The organism is Paenisporosarcina sp. TG-14 (assembly GCF_000297555.1).
GTDB lineage: Bacteria > Bacillota > Bacilli > Bacillales_A > Planococcaceae > Paenisporosarcina > Paenisporosarcina antarctica.
Genome location: NZ_AMGD01000024.1, coordinates 1 through 15,647, shown reverse-complemented (window position 1 = coordinate 15,647; position 15,647 = coordinate 1). Strand labels below are relative to the sequence as shown.

Below are 15,647 nucleotides of genomic sequence, written 5' to 3'. Positions count from 1 at the left end.
ATCGAAATTAGTACTTGTAAAAGTACTGATATCGCTGGTTTTTTGTTTGTGGATTATTATAAAGAGGGAATTACAATCAAAAGAGTTTAATCGTGTACTAAAAAACATGCAGCAGAGTGTTTAGATATGAGTAAGGAGTTGCAAGAACGAGCAATCAACTTGATCAATTCTAATAAACCTATTACAAGCCAATTAATTAAGGAACAATTCCATAAAGGCAATATACTTAATCGTTAATTTTCGCTGGTATTGTATCTTCAGCCGTTTTTGTGTGTTCTAGGAGTCAATTTATTAGTTTTCCAAAACTAATGAAATTGATCTAAAAATTAGCTATTGAAGGACATTGGAATGCGCTGGTCGAAGATGTGAGGGAGGAGTGAATATTCGGAGGAAGGACTACCTGTTTATGGCGATTAATAGTGGAACTCATTATTAATCCACGCCTGCGGTCTCATTCCGTATTGTAAGGGGGAAAGTAAGTGAATCATTTACAAAATAAAATTGCTCTTATTACTGGTGCAAGTAGTCAAAGAGATGTGGGGTCGGCCATCTGCAGAAAATTAGCAAGCCAAGGTATAGATATTTTCTTTACTCATTGGGGTTCTGCTCCGGATTGGTCCGAGAATTTTCAAAAAGAGATTACGAAATTAGGCGTACGCTGCGAAAGCATGGAAATTGATTTGTCTGATGCAAATGCAGTATATGAAATATATGATACCATTGCAGGTAAATTAGGATTTCCTTCAATTTTAGTTAATAATGCGGCGCATTCGACAAGTGATGGTTATATGGAGTTGGATGCTAAAACTCTCGATGATCATTATACAGTCAATATGAGGACAACTTTTCTTCTATGTGTAGAATTCGCTCGTCGCTATAAGGAATTGAATCTGGAGACAGGAAGAATCATTAATATGACTTCAGGCCAAGGGTTAGGTCCAATGCCCGGTGAGTTAGCTTATATTGCCACTAAAGCTGCAATTTCAGCTTTTACTGAGTCATTATCAGTAGATCTTGCCCCAATAGGAATTACGGTTAACGGTGTAAACCCTGGTCCCACCGATTCAACTTGGATGACAGAAGAAATAAGGGAGAATCTATTACCTAAATTTAAGATGGGGAGAATTGGGCTTCCTGAAGATGCCGCACGACTAGTAGCTTTTCTTGCTAGTGACGATGCAAAATGGATAACTGGTCAAATTATTAATTCAGAGGGAGGGTTTTACCGTAGTTAGTCCCAGTTATCATAGAATGAAAAAAAGACTTACCCGAGGGTAAGTCTTTTTCACTAAACGAAACTTATTTGATTTGGATTAACTTTTCTATGGTGATACTTGGATCATCTGTCAAAGTGGCAGATAAGACGAGGTATTTATTTACATAGCTAGAATCACTGCCAACGTTTACTGTTGCACTATTTCCTGTGACTTCAGTGATACTACCCATGGTTGGTGTAGAGTCGTCTTGGTTTCTCAAACTCCATTGGACAGATTGGTCAAACACTTCTATACCATTATCAAATATTTGACTGCTGTAAGATGCGCTGTGCCCAAGTTCTAAAGTTGGGTTTCCTGTAGTAGCAATAGAATAATTATGAGCCACAGGTTCCACTGAAGGAGCTACAACTGTACTTTTAATTAAAGTGACTGCAGTCTGTGCAAATAGTCGGCCATTTATCGATGCATTAGTGCCCATAGTGATATTTGTCTTACCAAGTACGATTCCTTCAAAATGTGAATTGGTTCCAATCGAAACGGTTTCAGATGATTGCCAGAAGATGTTCTTGGCTTGTGCTCCACCCGTTAGAATAATTTTTGTGCCATTGGCTTGAGTAATTCCTTTAGCTATTTGGAAAATAAACACATCGTTTGGTCCACCATGGAGAGTAACATCCGAATTTATTAAAACACCGGTGCCCCATTTGTAAACACCAGCTGTAAGTGTTTGACCGCTAATGTCTCCAGTATAAAGTTCTGTATAATCGGCAGCTCTGCCAGCAGCGTCACTATACGCTGTTTCCATGTTGCTTACCGCTGTAGTAAGGTAACTCGGAGTTGGAGAAGCATAGTCTGAAGCGTATGCCTTCCCAGTAAATTGAGTGGATTCTGAAAATTCATTAGTAGCATCAATTGTCAGAGAAAATCCAGTAATGGCTGTAGAATTAATTGGGCTAACGCCTATATTTCCAGTGATTGCAGAATTGGGTACGGTAGAAATTCCTGATTTTGATAAAATAGCAAAATTGCCAGCCAGGCCTAGGTTTACTGGAGCGGGTCCAACTGATGGAGTTGCACTTAAAGCAGTTGAATAAGTACTTTCCCCAACTGTGTTTGCAGCAGATACTTTGAAATAATACAATGTACTATTTGTTAGTTCAGTCACATCATAAGTTGTTGAAGCAGGAGTGCTAATTAAATTATAAGTTAAACCGTCTAGTGATTGATAAACATTATAATAGGTAGCTCCTGTAACTGACGCCCAAGTCAAATTGACTTGTGAATCTCCAGAAGTAGCAACAAGGTTTGTTGGTTCTGCGAGATCTGTCGATGTTTCTGTCGGAGTAGCAGCAAATGCTAAGCTAAATGAATGTAATACCATGCTTACAACTAATAAAAGTGACAATAAATGTTTGAATGATTTGTTTTTCATAATAATTCCTCCAATATTTTGGTATTTATTTAATAATAATTACTTTATTATACATTATATTCTAAAATATAGTTATTATAATAAAATTTTCTTTTTATACTTATATTCCCATAAAAATAGTTTTAAAAGATAGATGGTAATATAATATGGATTCAAGAGTCGATTGTTTTCCTATTTAGGCGTGTGTCTGGCTGTGGCACAAAGTGACTTTCTTTTAATTATTAGAAGGTAACGCGTGTTTGTCTGCCAATGTTAGAGTGTTGATGTATGAATAATCATCAAAGTGTTTAAGGGGGTAATGGGATGTTATCGATTCAATGCACGAAGAAGCTAGGGGATTATTTGAAGAAGGATTTGCAGGAGAAACCACATGCTGATCAGGATTTGTTCTATTCATGGCATTCGCATTTGTTCGTACTTAATCGTAAGAAGTACATAGTGGTCATGAACAGTAAGACACGCTACCATTTTGTGTTGGGTCCATTGCTTGCCAAGGATTTGAAAGGTTTGGACAATATGATTTGTGTTGGAATCCGGGAGAATTTGGCGGCAGATGGTGTGACCCCGAATCAGATTGAGCAGTATATGGAGCATGCGGAAGTGCTCCGTTATATGAAGACGAGTCAGCGCGCTATTATTGGCCAGATGAACGAGGCGATTCTCTTTATTAATGCCTGGTTTGAGAATAAAGGTATTTTGGACCTATTTATGTTGAATCGTAAATTAAATAAGTTTGTTATGTTGAAGCTCCCGTTGACTTATTCGGGTAGGACGATGGTTAAAGAGATGGACAATCAATATTCTTGATGTTGTTGGTTAATGAATGAAGAATTTCTTTCCACACGACTCAGGAATTTTCTGTATTACTATCATTTGTAATTAAAAAAGACCTTTTGGGAGTTCAATTGAACTGTTGAAAGGTCTTTTTTTAATGAGATAAGAAAATATAAATTTGGAACTCCCCTTAGAACTTGTCTAGAAAAAAACGAATATATAATTTCATATTTTATCTATTCCAACTTGAGCACTAAGACTAACTAAAAAGTATCAGATGAACGTTTTTCGGTTTTTCTTAAACACAAACCAAAGCAAATTCCAATTAAAATTCACTAAATATTTATTAAATTCAAAAAACTATTGAAATTTGTATAAATAAGTGTTTTAATTATGGAAAGATTTCACTTGTCACATATGTGATAAGTGAAAGAATAGGTGGGATATTTCGTGAATGTTGAAAAGATTACTACAAAGAAAGTATCTCAAACGGTTGCAGAAGAAATTGAAAAGCTAATTGAAAAGGGATCGTTTAAGGCCGGCGAGATGCTGCCATCAGTTCGTGAACTTTGTGAATTATTTGGGGTTGGACGCTCTTCTGTCCGAGATGCAATCACAACACTAAGTGGAAAAGGAATCGTTTACGTGAAGCAGGGAGAAGGAACGTTTATTTGTGAGTTTGATCCATCAAAATTATTTAACTATCATCTATTGCTTCCAAGCTCTAAAGAAATCATCGAACTATTTCAAGTAAGAAAAATTTTAGAAACTGGAATAGCCGAAAAATCTGCAATTCACAGGTCAGAGCAGGATTTGCTGAAGATGGAAGAGTGTATTTACAACCAATCAGTGAATAAATGGGAATCTGATTACCAATTTCATATGGCGATGGCTAAATCAACAGGTAATGAAATTTTAATACAGTTCATGCAATTTATCTCTGCCACGACAAAAAAAGCAATGATTGATTTTCATCAATACATACAGAAAAACCCTGAAACGGTTAAAAAGATAGATAACCAACATCTTCAAATCTATGAAGCAATTAAAGAAAGAGAATCGGCTAGAGCGCATAGGATGATGAGCGAGCATTTGAATTTTGTTGAAGAGGAGATGTTGCAAAGCTACATTTTGCAACAGTCATCGCATGAATAGGAAAGAATTTCAGTTAAGCGAATGTTAGTAGAATTTAAAGAACGAGCATTTGTAATGAAAAAACAAGTGGAGGTGTTTGTATTTTGAACGTTACAGATCTATTAACAGACTTGAAATCAATTATTTCTGAGGAACAAATTAAAGGTGGAGAAGATGTAAATCATCCACTTGGTAACGGGGGGCAGGTGACCGTTTTTCCAACTTCAGAAGAAGAGATTGCGGCTATCTTAAAATACGCCAACACTCATGGGAGAAAAATATCAGTGATGGGTGGAGGAACGAAAAGAGGATTTGGTGGCTTAATTGAATCTGCTGATATCCTTCTCTCAATGGTCAATCATAAAGGAATTGTCGAGCATGAAGTAGGTGACATGACCCTGACCGTCAAGGCCGGAACACCCTTTAAACAATTGCAAGAATACTTAGCGATCCACAAGCAACAAATTTCTCTAGATCCTGCTTGGCCTGAGATTGCCACGATTGGTGGAATCATTGTAGCAAATGAAAGCGGTCCCAAACGGCTTGGATATGGTTCTTCGCGGGATGTAGTAATTGGACTTAGAAATATTTATCCAGATGGCAGTATCATTCGTTCAGGTGGTAAAGTCGTAAAAAATGTTGCTGGTTATGATATGAACAAACTTTTTATCGGTGCAATGGGAACACTCGGAGTTGTTTCAGAGGTAACTGTAAAGCTTCGTCCTCTCGCAAAATTTGAAAGTCTTATTCTACTATCTTTCCCAGAAGGAAATCTTGATGCGATCAGAACATTTTCAAAAAGTCTATTAGATTCAACAATGGAACCAGTCACTCTAGAACTATTAAGCCCTTCTTTATCAGAAAAGCTAACTGGTCAATTTACTTATACATTAGCAATGAGTTTTGAGGATGTTGAAAGTTCGGTCCATTATCAAGAGGGATTTGTCAAAAGTATGCAGCCATCCGATACAAATATGAGCATTCTTTCCCAACAAAAAGCCCATATATTTTGGAATCAGTTTTACACAATCTGTCCAAACGGAGCCGACGTACTTTCAGGAAAGAAGACTGAGGCAGCTTTGAAAATTGGGGTAGTTAACTTGGATGTTCTTCAGGTGATAAAAGAAAGCGAGCTCTTAAAGGATCCTTTCGGTTTAATGGTGGAGGCGCATGGGGGACTTGGTCATGGATTATGCCAAGTAAATCTAAAAGGCTCTAGCGAAGATATCGTATTAGCCATTCATCACCTACGAGAATTTGTTACTAAACTTGGTGGTTACGTGGTTGTAAAGCATTTGCCTTTAAATCTCCGTAAGAAAGTAGATGTTTGGGGAGATAAACCTTCCTATTTGTTCTTACTAGAAGGAATTAAGTCGAAGGTTGATCCAAACAAGATTCTTAATCCTAAACGATTCGTTGGAGGGATATAAAAATGAGTGTAAAAGAACTTGATTTACTTAAAGTTCCAGCATGTCAAACAGACAAAAGTTTAAGTTTAAGCAACTATCTTTGGAGAGATAAACCAGACGAAAATAAATGGGCAGATTGTACACATTGTGGAATGTGTTTGGAATCTTGCCCTACCTATGAACTCACCGGACAGGAGCAACATTCTCCCCGTGGACGTGTCCATCTCATTAAATCAGTGGCGGAAGGGAAGATGGAAGTAAATAAGCAATTTGCGAATTCTGTTTTTGCCTGTCTTGACTGTCGTGCATGTACAACAGCTTGCCCTGCAAATGTCGATGTAGGTGGATTGATTGAAGAGGCACGGGGTCAAATTCGTCAGGCGATGCCATTAACAGGAATGAAAGGGGTGGTAAGTAAATTCTTTCTTCAGGGCCTGTTTCCTCATCAAAATCGACTAAATTCACTCGGTAGTTTTCTGAGGTTTTATCAAAAAAGTGGCATTCAAAAAATTGTTCGAAAAACAAAGCTGATTAAAGTTATGCCTAGGCATTTGGTCGAAATGGAAGCGATAATGCCAAAAGTAAACCAATCCGTTCGTGAAAAATATAAAAATCAAAGTGTTGTCAAAGCTAAGGGTGAAAGTAAGAACGAAGTGGCATTATTAACTGGTTGTGTAATGGATGTCATGTTCAGTGATATTAATGAATCGACGATCAATGTCTTAACACGCAATGGAAATGATGTGAAGATTCCGCAAAACCAAACATGCTGTGGTGCTCTTCACGTTCATGCTGGAGACCGTGACACAGGAAGAAAGCTTGCGAAGCAGAATATAGAAGCATTCAAAGATTCAGGGAAAATAATTGTGAATGCTGCTGGATGTGGCTGCATGCTGAAGGAATATGCAGAACTTTTCAGGGAAGAAGAACCAGAATGGCACGAAAAAGCCCAAGTGTTTTCAGCAAAAGTAGAAGACATTACTAAATACCTTCATGACACGGGCTATGAAAAACCAAAAGCACAACTAAACAAACGTATTACCTATCACGATGCTTGTCATTTAGCACATGGTCAAGGTGTACGTCAGGAACCGCGGGACATTCTCCTGAATATCCCAGGTGTCGAAATGGTCCATATGCCAAACGCAGATCGATGCTGTGGAAGTGCTGGTATTTACAACATTACGAATCCGGAAATGGCAGGAGATATCCTGGAAAATAAGATGAAGAATGTCCCTGAAGACGTCGAGATGATTTCAATGGGAAATCCTGGTTGCATGCTTCAGATGGCAATGGGCGTAGAGAAATATGGAAGAAATCAAAAAGTAGTTCATACAATTCAACTATTGGATTGGGCATATCAAAAAGAGGATGGCTTAGAGGGGGGAGAGAATTGGCAGTAAAAGGGATTGAAACAAAGGATAAACATATAAATAATCTAGCCACTATTGTTGGGAGTGCACGTTCAATTCTATATCATATGGAAGATTTGCTAGCGTATGAATGCGATGGGTTTACCATTCATAAGCATTCGCCGAAAGCAGTTGTGTTTCCAAAAGATACACAGGAAGTGGCCAAGCTCGTAAAGTACTGTTCTGACAATCAGCTTCCTTTCCTTGCCCGCGGAGCAGGTACGGGACTTAGTGGAGGAGCGACTCCACTAAATGGAGAGGTTATTATTAGCTTAGTCAAAATGAAAAAGCTGTTAAGTGTCGATTTAGAGAACAGGCGTGCAGTCGTGGAGCCAGGTTACATCAATCTTAAGTTAACAAACTCAATCTCTGACAAAGGGTATTATTATGCACCAGATCCTTCAAGCCAGTCTTGCTGCACAATCGGGGGGAACGTAGCCGAGAATGCAGGCGGAGCTCACTGTCTCAAATATGGGGTAACAACAAACCATATTCTTGGTCTGGAAGTTGTCTTGCCGAATGGAGAAATTATCGAATTAGGGGAAAATGGAATTCCTGATGCGCCAGGCTACGATTTACTTGGTCTCCTAACGGGTTCGGAAGGTACTTTGGGGATTGTCACTAAAATAACCGTGCGCATTTTGAAAAATCCTGAAGGCAAGAAAACAGTGCTTGCTTATTTTGATAGTGTTGCCGATGGAAGTCAGGCAGTGTCTGATATTATCTCAGCAGGCATAGTTCCTGCAGCTCTTGAAATGATGGATAAAACAGCAATCGAAGGTGTTGAAGCCGCCGCCTTTCCTGTTGGGCATCCTAAGGACATCGAGGCCGTTTTGCTGATAGAAGTGGATGGAATTTCAGCAGGAATTGATGAGCAAATTGATCAAATCCTCGAAGTTTGCACGAACAGAAACGTTCGGGAAGTAAGAGCGGCTAAGGATGAAGAGGAAAGAGCGAGCTGGTGGGCAAATCGTAAAACTGGATTTGGCGCAATGGGAGCGATTTCACCGGATTATTTAGTACAAGATGGCGTTATTCCTAGAAGTAAGCTGCCTGAAGTGTTAAACAAAATCAATCAAATTAGTAAAGAATCAGGTCTACGTATTGCTAATATTTTTCATGCTGGCGATGGCAACCTTCATCCGCTTGTATTATTTGATGCTAGGGTTGCAGGACAAACTGAAAAGGCAATCGAGGCAGGAAGTGCTTGTCTACAAGCATGTGCCGATGTTGGTGGAACGATTACTGGAGAGCATGGAGTTGGAATCGAGAAAAGAGAAGAAATGCGTTTTGTATTCAAGGATGAAGAAATTATCGCCCAGACAAATATCCGAGAAGTGTTCAACCCACATAATCTATTAAATGCTGGAAAATTATTCCCTACGCCAGGACGCTGTGGGGAAGTTAAGAGAGTGATGAAAGAAGCGGTCTTTTCTTAAAGTAAAATAGTAAAAAATAAAAACAGGTATTTTAAAGGAGGAAATTATAAAATGGTAAACTATGTAAAAGAAAGTAATCTTCAAGTGGCGCCCATTCTCTATGATTTTATTAATTCAGAGGCTCTTCCAGGTAGCGGAATAGAAAAAGAGCTTTTCTGGTCAGGCTTTTCAAAGCTTGTACATGACTTAACTCCAAAGAACAAAGAATTATTAGCTAAACGAGAAGAAATTCAAAATAAAATAAGTGGATGGCATATTGAAAATAAAGAGTTTAATTTGGGCAAATATAAATCATTTTTGGAAGAGATTGGCTACCTAGAACCAGAAGTAGATGATTTTCAGATTACGTCTGAATCGGTCGATGATGAAGTTGCAGTTCAAGCGGGACCTCAGCTAGTAGTTCCAGTAAATAATGCGCGATATGCGATTAATGCAGCTAACGCTCGCTGGAGTAGCCTTTACGATGCCTTATATGGAACAGATGTCATCAGTCAAGATGGAGACTCACATACCGGAGATGGCTATAATCCAGTTCGTGGTGAAAAAGTAATACAGTATGCAAGGGAATTTCTGGACCAAGCCGTCCCATTAGTAGGTTCTTCTCATAAAGACGCTGTAAGTTATAGCATCGTCGAAGGAAAGTTGTCCGTTACTCTTGTCAATGGAGATCAAACTGGTTTGAAAGATGAGGAGAAATTTTCTGGCTATCAAGGAAAACCACAAAGTCCATCAGCTATTCTGTTAAAAAATAATGGCATACATTTTGAGATTCAGGTAGATAGCAGTCATCCGATTGGTAAAACGGATGGAGCGGGTGTTAAAGACATTTTATTGGAAGCAGCTTTAACAACAATCATGGATTGCGAAGATTCTGTAACAGCTGTTGACGCTGAAGATAAGGTGCTAGTGTATCGTAACTGGCTTGGATTAATGAGAGGCGATTTGACTGCGGAATTCACAAAAAACAAAAAATTGTTTAAGCGGACCCTTAATCCTGATCGCAGCTATTCTTCTCCAAGGGGCGAAGAATTTACATTGTCAGGACGATCACTTATGTTTGCCCGAAATGTAGGTCATTTAATGACAAATAATGCAATTTTAGACCACAACGGTGATGAGATCCAGGAAGGCATTTTGGATAGTGTCATCACGAGCTTGCTTGCAAAGCATTCTTTATTAAACAATGGTGTATACCAAAACTCTTCTAAGGGTTCTGTATATATCGTCAAGCCGAAAATGCATGGTTCAGAAGAAGTAGCTTTTGCCAATCAGTTATTTGAGCGGGTTGAAGATTTACTTGGGATGGAAAGAAATACACTTAAAATTGGTGTAATGGATGAAGAACGACGAACTTCGTTGAACTTAAAGAATTGCATTCGTGAGGTAAAAGACCGAGTTGTGTTTATTAATACCGGGTTCTTAGATCGAACGGGAGATGAAATGCATACATCGATGGAAGCGGGCCCAATGATACGTAAAAATGAAATGAAATCTTCTAAATGGCTACAGGGCTATGAAAAATCGAATGTAATTACTGGTCTCGCTAGTGGTTTTCAAGGCCGTGCCCAAATTGGTAAAGGAATGTGGGCAATGCCGGATCTGATGAAAAATATGTTAGAGCAAAAAGTAGGACACTTACAAGCAGGTGCAAACACTGCATGGGTTCCATCTCCTACTGCCGCAGCGTTACACGCTCTGCATTATCACCAAGTGGATGTAACAAAGGTACAAAATGAGCTAGCGAAAAATTCGGAAGAAAATCTACGAGATGATATTTTGACTATTCCAGTTGAAATAAACCCTCAATGGAGTGCTGAAGAAATTCAGCAAGAACTGGATAATAATGCTCAAGGCATCCTTGGTTATGTTGTTCGTTGGGTTGAGCAGGGAATTGGCTGTTCTACAGTGCCTGACATCAATAATGTAGGGCTAATGGAAGACCGAGCGACGCTGCGTATTTCTAGCCAGCACATGGCAAACTGGTTGCACCACGGAATTTGTACGAATGAACAGGTGGTAGAAACTTTACAGCGGATGGCGAAAGTAGTGGATGAGCAAAACGCAGGAGACTCTAATTACCTGCCTATGGCTAAGGACTATGAAGATTCAGTAGCATTCCAGGCAGCTTCCGAACTTGTATTCCAAGGGTACGCGCAGCCTAGCGGTTACACTGAGCCAATCTTACATCGTCGACGTCTAGAAGCGAAAGCAAAATTAGCAATAAAACAATAATCAAAATGGACTTACTAATTAGCAGCTGAAGAAGGAAACTAGGCATTCTATTGAATTGGGATGCCTTGTCTACTCAAATGCAATAAGTCGTATATTAATTTACAAAAAAAGTTAGTTGAAAAGGAGCACTTAAATGAAATTTGCTAGATTTAAAGTAAAGGATTCATCTATATATAAGGGAGTTATGATAGAGGATAAGGTGAAAGAAATAAAGGGTAATATATTTGGTGATTGGGAGTATACGGGCAAGGAGTTTTCTGTAGATGAAGTGAAATTATTAGCACCACTAGAGCCGAACCAGATTATCGGAATTGGTGCAAACTACGTAACCAAAATAGCTGATATTCCAAGTGTATTGCCGGAAATTCCAGTGTTTTTCTTTAAACCAGTTTCATCCGTCATTGGACCGGAAGAGGAAATTGTCATTCCAGAGGGAATAGATCAAGTGAAATTCGAATCAGAATTAGCGGTTGTGATTGGAAAAGAAGCTAAAAATGTATCTGAATCAGAGATTTTAGATTATGTATTTGGTTATACCGTTGGAAACGACGTCACAGCACCCCAGTTTTTCCATCAAGATGGGCATTGGACAATCGGTAAATCGTTTGACACATTTACTCCACTAGGTCCTGTTATTGAAACAGAGCTTGATCCTTTTACAGTCAAAGTAGAAGCAAGACTGAATGATATAGAAAAACAAAATAGCGAGACCGAATTAATGATTATCCCAATTCGCAAAATGCTTTCTTATCTAACAAAAGTAATGACACTTAAACCAGGCGATGTGATCTTAACAGGTAGCCCTGTTGGTGCAGAGCTAGTAGGCGTAGGAGATGTCATTAATTGTGAAATCAAGGAAATCGGGTCTCTTCGAAATACGTTTATTGCAGCAAAAGTTGAAGCAAAAACCCGATAATATTTTTTAGCATAAGTTTACCTGAATTCTTTCGAAAAAGTATTTCAGGTAAACTATTTTATTGTTTTAAAAGGTGACGGAGGGTGAGATGGTGTTTGATTTACAGGTGCTAGGGAAACAAATCGTGCTGGAGCTTGCAAGCTTAATTGAGCAGAGCGTGATTGTGACTGATAAAAATGGGATAGTGATTGCGAGTAAGGATTCATCACGTTTAAATACGTATCATGAAGGTGCGTTTATTTCGATGGAAAATCGCAAGGAACTTCATATAACGAAGGATATGTGTGAGGAACTTCAAGGAGTCAGACAAGGAATTGTTTTGCCAATTGTTATTTCCGATACGCCTATTGGAGTTATAGGGATTACGGGAAAGCCACTAGAGATTGAGAAGTATGCAAAGCTAGTTAGGAAAGTATCAGAACTATTTGTTACAGAGTTTATCATGCGGGAACAAAGAGAACGTGTTTTTCGTGAAATTGAATTTTTTGTTTTTGATTTATTGATGACAGAAGCTAGTATCGATTCGATAGATAAACGCGCCACATTATTGGATATTGATCCATCACTTTACACACGAGTTGCTGTCATTCAAACATATAAACAGTTTGACATCACCTTTATTGAGAACTTGTTACATATTCAAACGATCCATCCTAAATTAAAAATCGTACGTTGGGGAATGGAAAAACTTGTTTTATTGATTCCTACTATTCCTAAAGAACAATTGTTAGTAGGATTAGAAAGTTTATCAGTAAAAATTCTGAAAATTACTAAACAAAAAGTGAATATTGGAGTTGGAGAAATAAATACTTTTCATCAGCTTCCTAAATCATTTCTACAAGCTGAAATGGCAGTCGATGTTTCTGAAAGACAAGAGAAAATTATTTTTGAGGAAGATTTAAAACTGGAATTACTCTATTATTCTATTCCAAAAGAGATTCAGGACGAATTTTTAAGTCGCACGATTGCTCCTCTTCTTGCAGAAGAAGAATTATTGCACAATCTGGAAGTATGGCTTCATAAGAAAGATTCTCTCCACGAAATAGCAGAAGAATTACATATTCATAAAAACACATTAAAATATCGTTTAAATAAGATTGAAATGATGCTGGGAATTGATTTAAATGATAAGAAAGATTTAACAATGATTTACACAGCAATTTGCATGTTATCAAAAAAGTAATGGATTACCCTTTTTTAAAATTGTGTTTTTTGTATTATTGGACAAAAATTGTAAATATTTAATGAATAAATATGGTCCTTACTCTATAGTAGTCTGACTATTTAAATAATATTATTATATAAGTAAACTACTGTCATCAATTAAGGTTTTAATTGATGCAGGAATCTATTATGGCTTTAAAGGAATTTATAACTTACTTCAACCAGAAATGTCAAAATGTATCCTACTATGAAAGGAGTGAGAGACAGACAGAAGTGGTCACATCCTTAAACGAAGATGTGTAAGAAAAAGTGCAATGTGTGTAAGATGCTGCCCTTAATAGTCTTTCACTTTTCGAATAAATTACCTGAATATTCTTTGAATTTATAATGAACTGCATACAAAAAGATTTTAATCTATGTGTATGACATATGCACACTCTTGAAAGGGGAAATATAAATGAGTACTGGGATGTTAGCTTTCTTATCACTTTTACCTATTTTAGTAGTAGCAATTTTTTTAGTTGGTCTTAGATGGCCCGCAAGTAAAGCCATGCCCATTTCTTATTTGGTCGCAATTGTACTTGCGTTATTTATATGGAAAGTGCCGGGTGCAACTGTTGCAGCTGCAAGTATTAATGGTCTTGTTGTAGCGGGGACTTTATTATTCATTATTTTTGGTGCCATCTTGCTGTTAAACACTCTGCAAGAAAGTGGAGGAATTAAAAGGATTCGCCAGGGATTCACAGATATTTCTGAAGATCGACGCATTCAGGTTATCATTATTGCTTGGCTGTTTGGCTCATTTATAGAAGGATCTGCAGGATTCGGTACACCCGCTGCAGTGGCAGTTCCGTTATTGGTCGGATTAGGGTTTCCAGCTATGCCGGCTGTTGTTGCGGGAATGATTATTCAAAGTACACCAGTATCCTTTGGTGCTGTTGGAACTCCAATACTCGTTGGAATCCAGACAGGATTATCTGCAGATGCAAGTATCACGGATAACTTTCTTGCACTAGTCACCGCGATTGGTGGCCAAGTGGCAATTCTTCATATGATTGCTGGAACACTCGTACCACTTATTGTAGTGGCATTGATGACAGGATTTTTTGGTAAAAATAAATCGTTTAGCGAAGGAATTAAGGTTTGGAAGTTTGCATTGTTCGCAGCTTTTTCCATGACCATTCCTTATGTAATTGTAGCCAATGTTCTTGGTCCTGAGTTCCCATCGATGATTGGGGGATTAGTTGGTTTAACAATTGTCGTCTTTGCAGCAAAAAAAGGTTTCCTTATGCCTCCTAAAGATGAAATATGGGATTTTGAAGAAAAATCAAAGTGGAATCCTGAATGGGTTGGGCAGCTTGAAATAAAAGATATCGCACATAAGAGTGGAAGCATGAGCATGATTCGTGCATGGACACCCTATATTTTAATCGGGTTATTCTTAGTGTTAACAAGATTGAAAACGCTACCATTTCTTGGGTGGGCGCAATCATGGACAGTAAAGTTTGAGAATATTTTTGATTCGGGCATTACATCAAGCTTTCAGCCATTGTATTTGCCAGGTACAATCTTTATTGCTGTTTCCTTAATCACATACTTCCTTCACGGGATGAATTTTAGCTCATACAAACGTGCTTGGACTCAGTCTGGTAAAACGATGATTGCCGCATCGACAGCCCTTATTTTCACAGTTCCAATGGTTCAAGTATTCTTAAACACGGGTGGTGGAGCAGCAGGGTTTGATAGAATGCCAATTGAATTAGCAAATGGTGCAGTAGCACTAGCTGGAGATTTTTGGCCGTTCTTCGCTACATTTATTGGTGGATTAGGTGCCTTTATTGCTGGAAGTAATACGGTAAGTAATATGATGTTCTCATTATTCCAATTTGATGTAGGATCACAGATGGGTGTTGACGCTACATGGATTGTGGCTCTCCAAGCCGTGGGTGGAGCAGCAGGGAATATGATTGCTGTGCATAACGTTGTAGCAGCGTCTGCAGTAGTAGGTTTAGTAGGAAAAGAAGGCGATATTATCCGGAAAACATTCCTACCATTTGTGTACTATGCTCTGTTAACGGGGTCCATTGGATACTCAATTGTATGGTACTCACAAAAAGGTATCTTCAATCTAGGTACACTTATTGCCGTTCTCATTGCTTGTATTGCTATTTACATTATTGCAACTAACCGTAAGAGAACAGATTTATTGGAAATCAAAAAACCAAAAGAATTGCGCAAGGCGGTTTGATTGTACTTCGTATAATGTGTTAAAAATATACAAGGCCAAGGGACAATCCCTTGGCCTTGTATATTTATTTTTTCACATGTTGGTTCTTTTTCAAATGACGTTGGTGATGAATTTTAGTCGGCTATAATTGATTGATTTATTTGGACTGTCTAGAAAGTCAGTAAAACTGCTCTTTTACGGCATTATTTTTTATGTAGTCTACCAAGTATCCCGTTGCTTCCCGTTTCAGATGGACGCTTTCCGCGGACACGGCTTCAGCCTCCTCGTCGC

At 38.3% G+C, this 15,647-nt stretch carries 11 protein-coding genes; 10 read left to right on the top strand and 1 reads right to left on the bottom strand.

What is annotated here, in order from left to right:
- The first annotated feature begins 479 nt into the window (after positions 1 to 479).
- Positions 480 to 1,235 carry an SDR family oxidoreductase gene (locus tag C406_RS0108980; protein WP_017380275.1) on the top strand — a complete coding sequence of 252 codons (756 nt, stop codon included), beginning with the start codon at positions 480 to 482 and terminating at the stop codon, positions 1,233 to 1,235.
- Between the two features lie 64 nt (positions 1,236 to 1,299).
- Here the strand turns inward: C406_RS0108980 and C406_RS19875 are convergent, their stop codons facing one another.
- Positions 1,300 to 2,649: an ice-binding family protein gene (locus tag C406_RS19875; protein WP_017380274.1), complete on the bottom strand. Its 1,350-nt coding sequence runs from the start codon at positions 2,647 to 2,649 to the stop codon at positions 1,300 to 1,302.
- 303 nt (positions 2,650 to 2,952) lie between these two features.
- On the opposite strand from C406_RS19875, the gene C406_RS19415 reads away from it, so the two are divergent.
- The 9 genes from C406_RS19415 to C406_RS0108930 all read left to right on the top strand — a co-directional run bounded on the left by C406_RS19415 (position 2,953) and on the right by C406_RS0108930 (position 15,377).
- Complete coding sequence (locus tag C406_RS19415; RefSeq protein WP_017380273.1) at positions 2,953 to 3,456, top strand: DUF6933 domain-containing protein; 504 nt, start codon at positions 2,953 to 2,955, stop codon at positions 3,454 to 3,456.
- A gap of 417 nt (positions 3,457 to 3,873) precedes the next feature.
- Positions 3,874 to 4,578 carry a FadR/GntR family transcriptional regulator gene (locus C406_RS0108965; RefSeq protein WP_017380272.1) on the top strand — a complete coding sequence of 235 codons (705 nt, stop codon included), beginning with the start codon at positions 3,874 to 3,876 and terminating at the stop codon, positions 4,576 to 4,578.
- An 80-nt stretch (positions 4,579 to 4,658) separates the two neighbouring features.
- On the top strand, positions 4,659 to 5,987 hold the full coding sequence (locus C406_RS0108960; RefSeq protein WP_026045650.1) for an FAD-binding oxidoreductase: 1,329 nt from the start codon (positions 4,659 to 4,661) through the stop codon (positions 5,985 to 5,987).
- Between the two features lie 2 nt (positions 5,988 to 5,989).
- Complete coding sequence (locus tag C406_RS0108955) at positions 5,990 to 7,369, top strand: (Fe-S)-binding protein (protein WP_017380270.1); 1,380 nt, start codon at positions 5,990 to 5,992, stop codon at positions 7,367 to 7,369.
- Positions 7,360 to 8,817 carry an FAD-binding oxidoreductase gene (locus C406_RS0108950; protein WP_017380269.1) on the top strand — a complete coding sequence of 486 codons (1,458 nt, stop codon included), beginning with the start codon at positions 7,360 to 7,362 and terminating at the stop codon, positions 8,815 to 8,817. The genes C406_RS0108955 and C406_RS0108950 overlap by 10 nt, the downstream gene beginning before the upstream one ends.
- Before the next feature lie 51 nt (positions 8,818 to 8,868).
- Positions 8,869 to 11,049, top strand: coding sequence for a malate synthase G (locus C406_RS0108945; protein WP_017380268.1), 2,181 nt, complete (start codon positions 8,869 to 8,871; stop codon positions 11,047 to 11,049).
- A 133-nt stretch (positions 11,050 to 11,182) separates the two neighbouring features.
- Complete coding sequence (locus C406_RS0108940; protein WP_017380267.1) at positions 11,183 to 11,965, top strand: fumarylacetoacetate hydrolase family protein; 783 nt, start codon at positions 11,183 to 11,185, stop codon at positions 11,963 to 11,965.
- An 88-nt stretch (positions 11,966 to 12,053) separates the two neighbouring features.
- Positions 12,054 to 13,148: a sugar diacid recognition domain-containing protein gene (locus C406_RS0108935; RefSeq protein WP_017380266.1), complete on the top strand. Its 1,095-nt coding sequence runs from the start codon at positions 12,054 to 12,056 to the stop codon at positions 13,146 to 13,148.
- 438 nt (positions 13,149 to 13,586) lie between these two features.
- Complete coding sequence (locus C406_RS0108930; protein ID WP_017380265.1) at positions 13,587 to 15,377, top strand: L-lactate permease; 1,791 nt, start codon at positions 13,587 to 13,589, stop codon at positions 15,375 to 15,377.
- The last annotated feature ends 270 nt before the right edge of the window (positions 15,378 to 15,647 follow it).

Coding starts and splice junctions, on each gene's coding strand:
- C406_RS19415 (WP_017380273.1), top strand. CDS start 2,953: ATGTTATCGATTCAATGCACGAAGAAGCTAGGGGATTATTTGAAGAAG.
- C406_RS0108935 (WP_017380266.1), top strand. CDS start 12,054: ATGGTGTTTGATTTACAGGTGCTAGGGAAACAAATCGTGCTGGAGCTT.
- C406_RS0108945 (WP_017380268.1), top strand. CDS start 8,869: ATGGTAAACTATGTAAAAGAAAGTAATCTTCAAGTGGCGCCCATTCTC.
- C406_RS19875 (WP_017380274.1), bottom strand. CDS start 2,649: ATGAAAAACAAATCATTCAAACATTTATTGTCACTTTTATTAGTTGTA.
- C406_RS0108955 (WP_017380270.1), top strand. CDS start 5,990: ATGAGTGTAAAAGAACTTGATTTACTTAAAGTTCCAGCATGTCAAACA.
- C406_RS0108940 (WP_017380267.1), top strand. CDS start 11,183: ATGAAATTTGCTAGATTTAAAGTAAAGGATTCATCTATATATAAGGGA.
- C406_RS0108930 (WP_017380265.1), top strand. CDS start 13,587: ATGAGTACTGGGATGTTAGCTTTCTTATCACTTTTACCTATTTTAGTA.